13 protein-coding genes and 1 other annotated feature are annotated in these 13,297 nt (G+C 34.3%); of the genes, 11 read left to right on the top strand and 2 right to left on the bottom strand.

The genetic code is table 11. The features are described from left to right. The first annotated feature begins 109 nt into the window (after window positions 1–109). The 6 genes from H8S00_RS00830 to H8S00_RS00805 all read left to right on the top strand — a co-directional run bounded on the left by H8S00_RS00830 (window position 110) and on the right by H8S00_RS00805 (window position 6,153). The gene (locus H8S00_RS00830; RefSeq protein ID WP_118589187.1) at window positions 110–1,633 is read left to right on the top strand and encodes a Y-family DNA polymerase; all 1,524 of its coding nucleotides are present in this window, start codon (window positions 110–112) and stop codon (window positions 1,631–1,633) included. Then, window positions 1,630–2,073: a YolD-like family protein gene (locus H8S00_RS00825; RefSeq protein ID WP_021951981.1), complete on the top strand. Its 444-nt coding sequence runs from the start codon at window positions 1,630–1,632 to the stop codon at window positions 2,071–2,073. Before H8S00_RS00830 ends, H8S00_RS00825 begins: the two co-directional genes overlap by 4 nt. A 130-nt stretch (window positions 2,074–2,203) precedes the next feature. Continuing rightward, the gene (locus tag H8S00_RS00820) at window positions 2,204–3,595 is read left to right on the top strand and encodes an alanine/glycine:cation symporter family protein (RefSeq protein ID WP_118589201.1); all 1,392 of its coding nucleotides are present in this window, start codon (window positions 2,204–2,206) and stop codon (window positions 3,593–3,595) included. A 202-nt stretch (window positions 3,596–3,797) separates the two neighbouring features. Further along, window positions 3,798–4,145 (top strand): helix-turn-helix domain-containing protein, encoded by a 348-nt coding sequence (locus H8S00_RS00815; RefSeq protein ID WP_021951979.1) that lies wholly within the window; start codon window positions 3,798–3,800, stop codon window positions 4,143–4,145. A gap of 23 nt (window positions 4,146–4,168) precedes the next feature. Further along, a complete protein-coding gene (locus H8S00_RS00810) occupies window positions 4,169–4,909 on the top strand; it encodes a LytR/AlgR family response regulator transcription factor (RefSeq protein ID WP_158576800.1) in 741 nt (246 codons plus the stop codon). Next, window positions 4,897–6,153 (top strand): sensor histidine kinase, encoded by a 1,257-nt coding sequence (locus H8S00_RS00805; RefSeq protein ID WP_118589186.1) that lies wholly within the window; start codon window positions 4,897–4,899, stop codon window positions 6,151–6,153. The genes H8S00_RS00810 and H8S00_RS00805 overlap by 13 nt, the downstream gene beginning before the upstream one ends. A 57-nt stretch (window positions 6,154–6,210) precedes the next feature. Here H8S00_RS00805 and H8S00_RS00800 read toward each other — a convergent pair whose 3' ends face one another. Continuing rightward, a complete protein-coding gene (locus tag H8S00_RS00800; protein ID WP_158576801.1) occupies window positions 6,211–6,354 on the bottom strand; it encodes a hypothetical protein in 144 nt (47 codons plus the stop codon). A gap of 6 nt (window positions 6,355–6,360) precedes the next feature. Continuing rightward, window positions 6,361–7,047, bottom strand: a complete 687-nt coding sequence (locus tag H8S00_RS14015) for an accessory gene regulator B family protein (RefSeq protein WP_118589185.1) — start codon at window positions 7,045–7,047, stop codon at window positions 6,361–6,363. Window positions 7,048–7,276: 229 nt separating this feature from the next. On the opposite strand from H8S00_RS14015, the gene H8S00_RS00790 reads away from it, so the two are divergent. From H8S00_RS00790 to H8S00_RS00770, 5 genes are all read left to right on the top strand, one after another. Continuing rightward, window positions 7,277–8,218: an RpnC/YadD family protein gene (locus H8S00_RS00790; protein ID WP_021951974.1), complete on the top strand. Its 942-nt coding sequence runs from the start codon at window positions 7,277–7,279 to the stop codon at window positions 8,216–8,218. A 91-nt stretch (window positions 8,219–8,309) separates the two neighbouring features. Continuing rightward, window positions 8,310–8,495 carry a hypothetical protein gene (locus H8S00_RS00785; RefSeq protein WP_118589184.1) on the top strand — a complete coding sequence of 62 codons (186 nt, stop codon included), beginning with the start codon at window positions 8,310–8,312 and terminating at the stop codon, window positions 8,493–8,495. 196 nt (window positions 8,496–8,691) lie between these two features. After that, on the top strand, window positions 8,692–9,087 hold the full coding sequence (locus H8S00_RS00780; RefSeq protein ID WP_118589183.1) for a MerR family transcriptional regulator: 396 nt from the start codon (window positions 8,692–8,694) through the stop codon (window positions 9,085–9,087). Between the two features lie 46 nt (window positions 9,088–9,133). Beyond that, window positions 9,134–10,942: a 1-deoxy-D-xylulose-5-phosphate synthase gene (locus H8S00_RS00775; RefSeq protein WP_118589182.1), complete on the top strand. Its 1,809-nt coding sequence runs from the start codon at window positions 9,134–9,136 to the stop codon at window positions 10,940–10,942. A 77-nt stretch (window positions 10,943–11,019) separates the two neighbouring features. Further along, window positions 11,020–11,278 (top strand) — a binding site (T-box leader). Window positions 11,279–11,376: 98 nt separating this feature from the next. After that, window positions 11,377–13,068, top strand: coding sequence for a carbon starvation CstA family protein (locus H8S00_RS00770; RefSeq protein WP_118589200.1), 1,692 nt, complete (start codon window positions 11,377–11,379; stop codon window positions 13,066–13,068). Window positions 13,069–13,297 lie beyond the last annotated feature (229 nt).

Raw genomic sequence — 13,297 nt, 5'->3', positions numbered from 1 at the left:
ATAACTTTTAACAATATATTCCAAGTTGACTTTTATAAAAAATATGCTATCATAGCATTAGAACAAATGTTCGAGATATGAGGCGCAATTTAAATTAAGGAGAGGGAAAATGTCACAGAATAGAACATATATAGCCATAGATTTAAAATCATTCTATGCATCTGTGGAATGCAATGAGAGAAATTTAGACCCATTGACTACTAATCTTGTAGTGGCAGATATTAGTAGAACAGAGAAAACTATTTGCCTTGCAGTTTCACCTTCTCTTAAGGCATATGGTATTCCCGGCAGAGCACGACTTTTTGAAGTGGTACAGAAGGTAAGACAGGTTAATCAGGTGCGTAAAAGAAAGGCTCCGGGTGGAGAATTTCAGGGAGAATCTTATGATGATTTGGAACTTAGGAGGAATCCTGCCCTTAAGTTAGATTATGTAGTGGCAACTCCCAGAATGTCGCTTTACATGGAATACAGTACACGTATATATGATATATATTTGAAGTATGTTGCACCGGAAGATATGCATGTATATTCTGTGGATGAGGTGTTTATGGATGTTACATCATACCTTAACACTTATAAGATGACTGCTAAGGAATTTGCAAGCATGGTAGTTCGTGATGTGTTAAATACAACAGGAATTACGGCGACGGCAGGCATAGGCACTAATATGTATTTGTGTAAGATTGCCATGGATATAGTTGCAAAACACACAGAGCCCAATCAGGATGGTGTCCGTATAGCTGAGCTTGATGAAATGGCGTACCGCAGGTTGTTGTGGAATCACAAACCATTGACGGATTTTTGGAGAGTTGGGAGAGGATATGCCAAAAAGTTAGAAGAAAATGGTTTGTTTACTATGGGGGATATAGCCAGATGTTCTCTGGGAGAACAGAATGAATATCATAATGAAGATTTACTTTATAAACTTTTAGGAATAAATGCTGAATTGCTCATAGATCACGCATGGGGGTACGAACCCTGTACCATAGCTGATATTAAAGCATACAGACCGGAAACCAATAGCTTGGGTTCAGGTCAGGTATTGCAATGCCCTTATGATTTTTATAAGGCAAGGTTGGTTGTAAAAGAAATGACAGATGCGTTGGTACTGGATTTGGTGGATAAAAAACTTGTCACCAATCAGCTGGTTTTAACTGTAGGATATGATATTGAGAATCTTAATTCAAAAAAACGTGGGAAATATCAGGGAGAAATAACTATAGACCGTTATGGAAGAAGAATACCTAAACATGCTCACGTAACCATTAATCTTGATTATCAGACCTCATCCACCAGAATTATTATGGAAGCTGTAACGAAAGCATATGATGAAACCGTTGATAAAAGCCTACTTATAAGAAGAATAAATATAACGGCAAATAAGGTTGTATGGGAGGATTCAATAAAGGAAAACAATCAGTTTAAGCAACTGGATTTCTTTACGGATTACAATGAATTAGGTAAGGAAAATGCTAAGGAAAAGGAGAGTTTACAGAGAGAAAAGAATATGCAAAAAGCCATGATTGACATAAAAAAACGATTTGGCAAAAATGCGGTACTTAAAGGTATGAATTTAGAAAAAGGAGCTACAGCAAAGGATAGGAATGCTCAGATTGGAGGTCATAAGGCATGATTAACGATTCTAAGGATGACAATTACAATGATATTATTAATTTACCTCACCATGTGTCTAAGACACATCCCAGGATGTCTTTACATGACAGGGCTGCCCAGTTCTCGCCTTTTGCAGCTCTTACAGGTCACGAAGAGGAAATTAATGAGTCGGCACGTCTCACAGAGAAAAAACTGGAATTAGATGAAGATGAAAAAATAAGAATAAATGAGAAATTACAATTTATAAAAAATAATATAGACAAAGATATAACTGTGACTTTTACATATTTTGTGCCTGATGTGAAAAAAGCAGGTGGAGAATATAGGAAAATCACAGGAAAAGTAAAGAAAATTAATATATATGAGCATAAGATAATTATGAGTGAGGGGATGATTATTAATATTGAGGATATAATTGATGTGGATATTATGAAAAAGTTTATAAAATTGGAAATTTAATATATTTATGAGATATTTAAAATAGTTAGCTGCATTGGAGTTTTTACTTTTTTATGGTATAATCAAGCAGTTATGCGTGCTTTTTTTAAATAATATCGTGGGTGATACAAAGGCGAAAGGATTAAGTGAAATGACATCAGTTATTGAAAGTATAAACTCAGCAGTTAATGATTTTATATGGGGTGTCCCGGCAATGATATGTATTATTGGAGTGGGACTGGTTTTGAGTTTTAGAACAAAATTTATACAAATCAGAAAATTCCCTTATGCAATGAAAGTTACCATCGGTAGGATGTTCAAAAAGAAAGAGGCGGCAGATGGTGCAATGACACCGTTTCAGGCTGTGTGTACGGCATTGGCAGCTACAGTGGGAACGGGGAATATTGCAGGAGTGGCAGGAGCCATTGCAATAGGTGGACCGGGAGCAGTTTTCTGGATGTGGATTTCTGCAATACTTGGAATGTGTACCAAATTTTCTGAAGTAACCCTTGCAGTACATTTTAGAGAAAAAAATGAAAAGGGTGAATTAGTTGGTGGCCCAATGTATTATATAAAAAACGGATTAAAGAAGCATTGGCACTGGTTGGCGTATCTGTTTTCAATATTTGGTGTTCTGACAGTATTTGGTACCGGAAATGCAACTCAGGTAAATACAATTACAACTGCCATAGATTCAGCTCTTGAAAATTATGGAATAATGTCAGGAGATAGTGCAAAAACAGTAAATCTTATAATTGGAATAATTTTAGCTGTTTTATTGGCAATGATTCTTTTAGGAGGAATTAAGAGAATAGGTCAGGTAACTGAAAAATTGGTCCCTTTTATGGCACTTTTATATATTGTATTTGCAATAGGTGTAATTGCATTAAACATACAAAATATTCCTTCAGTTTTTTCATTAATAATAGAGGGAGCCTTTAATCCGGCATCTGTAACAGGTGGTGCAGTTGGAAGCTTTTTTATGAGCATGAAAAAAGGTGTTTCAAGAGGAATTTTTTCCAACGAGGCAGGATTGGGAACAGGTTCTATTGCCCATGCATGTGCTGATACAAGAAAGCCGGTAAAGCAGGGATTCTTTGGAATATTTGAGGTGTTTGTGGATACTATTGTTATATGTACCCTGACAGCGCTGGTTATTTTATGTAGTGAAGTGCCTATTAACTTTGGAAGCACAGCAGGAGCAGAGCTTACAATCTCAGGATTTACCTCAACATACGGTAGCTGGGTTTCAATTTTTACTGCGGTGGCAATGTGTTGTTTCGCATTTTCGACCATTGTAGGCTGGGGACTGTATGGCGCAAGATGTATCGAATTCTTGTTTGGCTCAAAGGTAAACAAGCCTTTTATGCTGGTATACTCTTTAGTTGCCATTGTGGGAGCTACAATGGATTTGGGACTTCTTTGGAGCATAGCCGAAACCTTTAATGGATTGATGGCAATACCAAACCTTATTGCGGTTTTCCTATTATCAGGAGTTGTGGTAAAACTTGTAAAAGAATACTTTGCAAAAGAAGGAAAGTAAAGTACATATTATGTTTGACAATAAAATATCATAAGTGTAATGAAAAAATATAAAGGTAACAAAAGGCCTTTATATTTTTTTTTGAAAAAACACACTGTAATACAGTGTTAATAACACTCATATAAATGTGGAATGACGATAGTAAAAATATTAAAATTGACAAAGTAGGTATTGGGATATTAATATAAACTAAGGTGCAGAAATGAATACAGATAGAGAAATCGGACAGCGCATTCGCGCGGTAAGAAAAGAGAACCAATTGTCCCAGGAGAAGATGGCGGAAATACTGGGAATACATTCCACAACGCATTATCAAAATATTGAATACGGTAAGAGCAAGGTTACTACAAATCAATTGCAGATACTTTACGATAAATTCAATGCATCACCAAATTATATTCTCTTGGGAAAGGTAGAAGGCAAGCAGGAATATGTATATGATTTTGTCAGACTACCGGCAGATGAAAAGATAAAAATATATTTGGAAATAACCAAAAGTGCATTTAAGGTTCAACAGGAATATGATATAAATGTAAGAAAAAAGAAATAAATTAACACAGGGGATAAATGTTTATGCAATCAACAGACAAACAAATATTGATAGTAGAAGATAATATGCACAGTATGGATAAAGCCTGTGCACTGATTAATAGAATCGATGGGGTATTTATTCATAAAGCTGAAAATAGCGAACAGGCATATCGCTATGCTTTAGAATATCACATCGATTTGTTCATTGTAGATATCATATTAAACACAAATATACCGGGAGATATTGCCGGAACTAAATTCGTTGAGAGTATAAGAAAAATAGACAGGTATAAATTTACTCCGATTATTTTTACAACGGCATTAGAAGACGCCAATTTGTATGCATATGCACAGCTACATTGTTACAGGTATTTTGAAAAGCCATATGATAATGATGAATTTTTGGAAACAGTAAAGGAAACATTGAAGTTTCAGACTGAAAAGAAGGAAAACCGCTACTACAAATACAAGAAGGACTTTGTACATTACATAATAAAGGTTGAAGATATCGTATATTTTGAAATTGACCATAATACTTCACATATCCATTGTAAAGATGAGGTAGTGGATGCCCCATATAAATCTACAAAAAATACCTTGTTGGAATTAAATTCTGAAAGATTTCTCAAATGTAATAAAAATACAATAGTAAACGCAGATTATGTGGAAAGTGTGGATATAGTAAACAGGTATGCATATCTGAGAGACGGATACGGAAAACTGGAAATAGGAATCAGGCTTAAGCAAAGCTTTCTGGAGGGACTTCAGAGATGCTCGAAATAACATATCGTCTATTTGAAATGCTCGCTCTTGTAGTATGTCTGCACAGCCTAAATGGAGAAAAACTAAAAATAGACGTTTATAATGTGGGATTTGTTGGGATTGAAATGGCATTCATGCAAATGATACAGGAAGGCATAGTTTCTAAGGGTATGTATTTTGTGATTTATTTAATTTACTTTATATATGCTTATTTAAAATTTGGAGACAGTGTAAAAAGAACAGTTCTAAAATGCTTACTGGTAACATTAATAATAGGGGCTTTACAAATATTAGTTTATATTCCATTTAGCTTTTTTTATTACATAACTCCAAACGAAAGTCTCATAATAATGTTTATTAATGGAGCGATATTATTGATATTATTTTTTACAAGAAATAATAAAATATTTATGTCAGTAGTTGAAATATTTGCAAAAAGAGATTGGATATTGAAAACTTCTTTGACATTATGCGTTATCGTGTTAGTTTACTTTATGTATTCATTGAAAAAGAGTGAAGTAATTGAAATAGATATATTTGTTTTGATTAGCATATTCATGACGATGTTTTTGATTTTTATATATCGTTGGCAAAAATCAACATATGAACTAAATAGACGAGAGCAGGAACTTCAGATTACTAATTTATATAATGGTGTGTTTGAGGAAATGATTAAAACAATGAGAAACAAACAGCACGATTTTAAAAATCAAATTGATGCTATTTATAGCTCTCATTTAAAAGCAGAATCAATGGAAGAATTAATTGAAATACAAAAGAAATATTGTGATAATGTTTTATATCAAAATAGATTTTCAAAAGTTCTGAGTTGCACAAAAAATTCTATATTGGCAGGTTTTATATATACTAAATTTGTTGAAGCCGAAAACAATGGAATTGAGATTCAGTATGAGATTTCATATAGAGATAGCAATGAAATAGTAATATATGATTTAGTTGATATTGTCGGGATTCTTTTAGATAATGCAATTGAAGCAGTTACCAGTACGGAAGTATCAAAGAAAATAGTGTTTGAGTTAAGCGATGCTGAGGGTATTAATTTATTGGTTAAAAATCCCGTTGTAAATATTTTAAATAGCGAAATACAAAAATTCTTTGAAAGGGGATATTCTACAAAGGAAGGGGAAAGAGGAATAGGGTTAAATAAACTTATGGAATTACAACAAAAGTACAAATACGATGTGTATACGCATATTGAAAATGATAATAGCATGGAATGGATAGTGTTTAACATTATAAAATAGATAAGGTGGTTCATCTTACAAAGAGTAGTAATTAGGGTGAGCCACCTTTTGCAGATTTTATATTTGCGTGTAGTTATCTTTTGAAGGGTATTTAGGTTCTCCAAAGAAGAAAAAGCTTACTCCATGGAAATGTGAAAGCACTCCAAGTGCTAAGAACATACTACAAAGCTTGTTAATTCTTGAATAAGCAAATTTTTTCATGATTTTTTAGTCTCCTTTCCGAAGTATTTTAGCTATAATCAATTGTAATGTATGTAATGTAATAGTCCAAAAGCCAACAACAAGATAAGGTTTAATCCCATTGTTAGAATTGAAAATGCTAACAATTATAATGAAAGTTAGAATTACGAGAAAACATTTGATGTTACAGCGCTTAATTAGTAACATATCAGGATTGGGCCTAAAGGGTGATGGAACAGGCCCAATGCAATAGGTAACAAGTAAACATACAATTAAAACGCATATCATTATGGAATAATTAGGGAGAGATATTAACGGTAAAACAATTATAGCCAAAACAGATATTAAAGTTGTAAGCATCAAGCATGTAATATAATGCTTGCAATGATATCCCCCACCATTAATTCGCAGAAAAATCAGCAGTGCTAAAAATGCTACAAATAAATCAAATTTTCCAATAAACAAATAAAAAATACTTAAAATGACGATTTTGCTGATTTCAGAAAGCATTGCAGTAACAGAATATTTTATAAGTGCCATTTCATAGTCGCTGTATCCGTACATTTTCTGAATTTTTGCTGAAAGTGAATCCACCTTTGTTACCTCGAAAATCCTTAATGAGCTAATTTTAGAACAGCAATTACAATGATAAGATATATTGAGATAAATGCTTGTAAAAACGAAAGTAAGTATGAAGAAATGGGGAAAACACATATATTCAATACAAAAAGAAAAAATAAAATAACATTATTTATGATTAGGAAAATAATAATCAGCAATTAAAGAGTAGCTATTCTTGTTTAATGCTGAAAATTCATCTGAAAATAAAACATCACATAAAATAATTATAGTAACAAAATAATTATGTTGCAATAAAACCTGCAATTATGTTACACTGTGTATATAAAACAAAACATACTAAATTAAAAACAAAGGAGGACTTATGGCAGGAGTTAATAGGCAGCATAAAGACAGGGTATTCAGAATGCTTTTCGGATATGAAAAATATAAGGGGAATTTACTGGAATTATTTAATGCATTAAACGGTACTAACTATACTAACCCTGATGATTTACAAATTTACACATTAGACGATGTGTTTTATATGAATATGAAAAATGATGTGTCCTGCATAATTGACAACAGAATGGCACTAATGGAGCATCAAAGTACATGGAATCCTAATATGCCCTTTCGTGGATTCAGATATGCAGGGGAATTATATAATAAGTATGTAGTTGAAAATGACCTTGACCTTAACAGAAGGAAGCTCATAATGATTCCCACACCCCAGTATTATGTGTTTTATAATGGAAATGAGAAACGCCCCGAAAGGGAGATACTTAAGTTATCAGACGCCTTTAAGGTGCCGGTTGGTGAAGGATGTTTTGAATGGACTGCAACAGTTCTAAATATCAATTACGGATGTAACAAAGAATTAATGGAAAAGTGTTCAATTCTTGAAGGCTATGCTATAATGGTGGCAAAGATAAAAGAGTTTCGGCAGGAAACGGAAGACCAGAGAGAAGCAATTCTACAGGCAATAGATTATTGTATAGAAAATGGTGTCTTAATAGATTTCCTGCAGGAACACAGGTCGGAGGTGCTTGATATGTTTATGATGGAATATGATGAGGAAAAAACAAGAGAACACTTAAAAGAGGACTATTATGAAGAGGGACTGGCAGAAGGGGAAAATATAGGACAAAACAGAAAGCTTATTACACAAGTATGCAAGAAACTAACAAAGAAAAAGCCACTATCCCAGATAGCTGATGAACTGGAAGAAGACATTGTACTGATAGAAAAAATATGTAATTTAATTGGTGATAATCCGGATAAATGTGATATTGATAAAGTATTAAAAGAAATGGAAAATATTTAAAGTGAAATGTATATTTTTTATTAATACTGAGGTGACGGAAGGTAATAATGTTATTACAACAATATTCATAAAAAACAAATGGGAGTATTAAATGGAAAGGAAGGTTTTAGCCATACTTTTATTCGTTATAATGATGTTTACGGCATTGAGGACAGACGGCATTATAGTAACGAATGTTAAGGCGGCAACAGGTGGGGATGAAGAAGTTATAGTAGGAACTTTTTATGGTTATGGTTCACGAACGGTTGAGAACAATACAAATTGGGGGGAGAGTTAAAGTTTAATTGGGATAATTCATTAGCAAAATAAAATTATGTAAATCAATATAACGAAAACTAACCGGTAAAGTTATGCTTTATAAAAAGTATAATTTTACCGGTTTTTTGCGGAAATACCGTGATTAATATAAAAATCCTTGACTTAGAGTATACTCTAAGTTTTATAATTCCTTTATCAGAAAGGAGTGATTTTTTGTGACCATAAAAGAAGTAAGCGAAAAATACAATATTTCATCGGACACTCTTCGATATTATGAGAGAATAGGTATGATTCCCGAAGTTACACGTACTGCAGGTGGCATACGTGATTATCAGGAAAGTGATTTAAGCTGGGTGGAACTGGTAATTTGTATGCGAAAAGCCGGAGTATCAGTGGAATCTCTAATTGAATATGTGAAAATGTGTATGCAGGGAGATACAACATTTTCTGCAAGACTTCATCTGTTGCAGGAGGAAAAAGAAAAATTAGAGGAGCAGAGAAGTCAGTTAGAAACTGCAATGAAACGTCTTGATTATAAAATATCAAGATATCAAAAGGCAGTAGATACCGGAGAATTGAACTGGGATAAGGACACATGTAACAATGACTAGAAAATAAAAATAGTCAAATAATATTATGTAAATATGGAGGATTACAATGTATATAGAAAATATAAATGAACCAAAAGATGTAAAAGAACTATCAATGCCACAGCTTGAGGTGTTGGCGGATGAAATGAGACAGGCACTACTTAAAAGAGCAAGTAAGCATGGCGGACACTTCGGACCAAACTTTGGTATGGTGGAGGCTACAATAGCACTTCACTACGTTTTTGATTCACCTAAAGATAAGATAGTATATGATGTTTCCCATCAAAGCTATCCCCATAAAATGCTTACAGGAAGAAAAGATGCATATTTGTACGAGGAACATTACGATGATGTGTCAGGATTTACCAATCCAAAGGAAAGTGAACATGATTTCTTTACGATAGGTCATACATCCACATCTGTAAGTCTTGCCTGTGGTTTGGCAAAGGCAAGGGATTTAAATGGTGAGGACGGCAACGTAATAGCCGTAATTGGTGATGGCTCATTAAGTGGTGGTGAAGCATTAGAGGGCTTGGATGTTGCCGGTGAAATGAACAGTAATTTTATTGTTGTGGTAAATGATAATGATATGTCCATTGCCGAAAACCATGGAGGCATATACAAAAATCTGAAGCTTCTTAGGAAGACAGACGGACAGGCTCAGTGTAATTTATTTAAGGCAATGAATTTTGATTATATTTATGTGGACAAAGGAAATGATGTTACTTCCCTTATTGAGGCTTTTAAACAGGTTAAAGACAGTAAAAAGCCTGTAGTTGTCCATATTAAAACCCTAAAGGGAAAAGGTTATGAAATAGCAGAGCATAACAAGGAAAAATGGCATTTTTGTGCTCCATTTGATATTGAAACAGGTAAGCCGTTATATACTTTTGACGGAGAGGATTATTCATCCGTAACTAATGTCTACCTTTTGGATAAAATGAAGAAGGATTCAAAAGTTGTGGCAATTACAGCAGGAACTCCTACTATAATGGGATTTACAGAGGATAAAAGAAAAGAGGCAGGAAGTCAGTTTGTAGATGTGGGAATTGCAGAGGAAACGGCAGTTGCCATGGCTTCCGGTATTGCAAAAAACGGAGGAAAGCCTGTATTTGGTGTTTACAGCACATTTATTCAGCGTGCTTTCGATCAGATTTCACAGGATTTGTGTATTGATAAAAATCCTGCAACTATTGTTACTTTCGCAGGCTCCGTATATGGCATGAATGATGTTACCCACATTGGTTTACAGGATATTCCAATGATGTCAAATATTCCAAATCTTGTTTATTTAGCACCAACAACTAAAGAGGAATATTTGGCAATGCTTGATTGGAGCATTGAGCAGAAGGATTATCCGGTGGCAATTAAAGTTCCGGGTGGTCAGGTTGTTTCTGATGGCAAAATAGTTTCAAAGGATTTTAGCAGACTTAATACTTATGAAATAACTGAAAGGGGCAGTGATGTTGCCATAATAGGACTTGGTGCTTTTTATCACTTAGGAAGAGAAGTCGCCACACTCTTAAAAGAAACTACAGGAATTGCCGCAACAGTTATTAATCCTTATTATATAACGGGATTAGATGAAAAAACTCTTAACGACTTAAAGAAAAATCATTTTGCTGTCATTACGTTAGAAGACGGCTTTTTAGATGGTGGCTTTGGTCAGAAAATTTCAGGATTCTATGGAAATACAGACATGAAAGTTTTAAATTATGGAATCAAAACAGAATTTCTTGACCGCTACAACCTGGAGAAAGTGTTAAGGGACAATCATTTGACACCAAAGCAGATAGTAGAAGACATAAAAGAAAATTTGTTGAAAAAATTAAAAAAATATACAAAAAGCAACCAGACACTTAAAAAAATAAAGTAGAATTAAAACAAACAAAGTTTTTTAAAAGCAGCATTGACAAGTTTTTCACACAGTGCTATCGTGGGTGTCAACAAAGAGAAAATGCGAAGAGCAGAATAAGGTCATTGGAAAGTAAGTACTAAAGAGAGCTGGCGGTTGGTGTGAGCCGGTGTATGTTTTTGATGATTATCCTCTGTGAGCAGTGCACTGAAGTTCTTTTGGAATAGTAGGTGTCACCGGTTTTCTACCGTTAAAAAGAAGCTTATTTCTATAGCGTAGGCTTGTGAGATGAGACTGAGTGGTCATGGAAATGACAAGTAGAGTGGTAACGCGGAAGTTTTAACCTTCGTCTTTATGTAGAATAAGGACGGAGGTTTTTTTACTTAATAGAAATCCCTTCGATATAGACTCTTTGCAAATATAAGAAAGGAGTCGCATTTTTGCGAAAGAAAGAAATGAATGGTTTAGTTATTGTTTTAATCGGAATTGTAGTTTTAGGTGCCGGCTATCTATTTTACGGACGTTGGTTGGCAAATAAATGGGGAATCGATGCTAAGGCAAAAACACCGGCATACACTCATGAAGACGGACAGGATTATGTGCCATCATCTAAATTTACGGTATTTGCACATCAGTTTTCATCAATTGCAGGAGCAGGACCTGTAACAGGGCCTATACTTGCATCAGTATTCGGATGGGTTCCAGTTTTGTTATGGTTAGTAATTGGTGGATTATTCTTTGGAGCTGTTCAGGATTTCGGTTCATTATATGCATCAGTTAAAAACGAAGGAAAATCCATGGGAATGATTATTGAAAAATATATCGGAAGAAGCGGACGAAAATTATTTATGCTGTTTTGCTGGTTGTTTACATTACTGGTAATTGCAGCATTTACAGATATGGTTGCAGGAACCTTCGTAGGTAAAGGAGTTGCAGGAATGAAAGAAAGCGTAAGCTACGCAAATTCAGCAGCAGCTTCCATATCAATGTTATTTATTGTTGTAGCAGTTGTTTTTGGAGTAATTCAAAAACGTGTAGGAAAAATGAATGAAATAGTACGTGCTGTAATTGCCATTGCACTTTTGGTAGCTATGTTTGCAATAGGTATGAAACTTCCTATTTATGCAACAAAAACAGCTTGGATATACATTGTTATGGCTTATTTATTCCTGGCATCAGTTATGCCAATGTGGCTTTTAATGCAGCCTAGAGACTACATGACAACCTTTATGTTATTAGGCATGATTGCAGGAGCAGTAATTGGTGTAGTAGTTGCACATCCTACAATGCAGTTAAATGCCTACAACGGATTTAACGTAGGAGGAAATTATTTGTTTCCTACATTATTTGTAACAATTGCATGTGGTGCAGTTTCAGGTTTCCATAGCCTTGTATCATCAGGAACATCATCAAAAACAATTAGCAATGAGAAAGATATGCCGATGGTTGGATATGGAGCCATGGTAGTTGAATCATTGCTGGGAATAATATCTCTTGTAGTTGTAGGCGCAGTTGCAGTAAATGGAACAAAGCCTGATGGAACACCTTTTGCAATCTTTTCAAATGGTGTTGCAGGATTTTTGGAAAAATTAGGATTACCTGTACAGGTTGCAACAGTTTTCATGACAATGTGTGTATCAGCATTAGCCCTTACATCATTAGATTCAGTTGCCAGAATCGGAAGAATGTCATTCCAGGAATTATTCTATGGCGACACAACAGACACATCCAAAATGCCTGTATGGCAGAAGGTTTTAACTAATAAATATTTTGCAACAGTTATAACATTATTCTTTGGATATTTACTTACTCTTGGTGGATACAACAATGTATGGCCTTTATTTGGCTCTGCAAACCAGCTTCTTGCAGCATTAGTTTTAATTGCATTAGCAGTATTCCTTAAAACAACAGGAAGAACAGGCTGGACATTGTACATACCAATGTTTGTAATGTTAGCAGTAACCTTTACGGCATTAGTTCAGAAGACAATTGCATTAGTTGCTAATATGGTAAATGGCAATGCTACATTCCTTGTAGACGGACTTCAGTTTATAGTTGCGGTACTTCTTATGGTTCTTGGAGTGTTGGTTGCATTCAGTTGTTTAAAGAAATTATTCAGTGCTAAAAAGGAAAGTACAGAAGCATAGATTAATGTCTGATGCACAAAACAAAAGATTATATATAATAAGGAAGAGATACTGTTAATTGACACTCTGAAAATACAGTGTATAATTAAAATAAATATATTTTAGAGGGTAATTAACAGCGGAGTTTGTAGGAAAATACAAGAGTTTTCCATGTAAGGTCCGACGTTACAGAATGCCGGTTATGTTCTGTGATGTCGGACTTTTTATCTCCGTGCAGGGAGAAAATACA

The organism is Eubacterium segne, assembly GCF_014287775.1.
GTDB lineage: Bacteria > Bacillota > Clostridia > Lachnospirales > Lachnospiraceae > Eubacterium_G > Eubacterium_G segne.
This window is presented reverse-complemented; position numbering and strand designations above follow the sequence as displayed.

Coding starts and splice junctions, on each gene's coding strand:
- H8S00_RS00830 (WP_118589187.1), top strand. CDS start 110: ATGTCACAGAATAGAACATATATAGCCATAGATTTAAAATCATTCTAT.
- H8S00_RS00825 (WP_021951981.1), top strand. CDS start 1,630: ATGATTAACGATTCTAAGGATGACAATTACAATGATATTATTAATTTA.
- H8S00_RS00820 (WP_118589201.1), top strand. CDS start 2,204: ATGACATCAGTTATTGAAAGTATAAACTCAGCAGTTAATGATTTTATA.
- H8S00_RS00815 (WP_021951979.1), top strand. CDS start 3,798: ATGAATACAGATAGAGAAATCGGACAGCGCATTCGCGCGGTAAGAAAA.
- H8S00_RS00810 (WP_158576800.1), top strand. CDS start 4,169: ATGCAATCAACAGACAAACAAATATTGATAGTAGAAGATAATATGCAC.
- H8S00_RS00805 (WP_118589186.1), top strand. CDS start 4,897: ATGCTCGAAATAACATATCGTCTATTTGAAATGCTCGCTCTTGTAGTA.
- H8S00_RS00800 (WP_158576801.1), bottom strand. CDS start 6,354: ATGAAAAAATTTGCTTATTCAAGAATTAACAAGCTTTGTAGTATGTTC.
- H8S00_RS14015 (WP_118589185.1), bottom strand. CDS start 7,047: ATGTGTTTTCCCCATTTCTTCATACTTACTTTCGTTTTTACAAGCATT.
- H8S00_RS00790 (WP_021951974.1), top strand. CDS start 7,277: ATGGCAGGAGTTAATAGGCAGCATAAAGACAGGGTATTCAGAATGCTT.
- H8S00_RS00785 (WP_118589184.1), top strand. CDS start 8,310: ATGGAAAGGAAGGTTTTAGCCATACTTTTATTCGTTATAATGATGTTT.
- H8S00_RS00775 (WP_118589182.1), top strand. CDS start 9,134: ATGTATATAGAAAATATAAATGAACCAAAAGATGTAAAAGAACTATCA.
- H8S00_RS00770 (WP_118589200.1), top strand. CDS start 11,377: ATGAATGGTTTAGTTATTGTTTTAATCGGAATTGTAGTTTTAGGTGCC.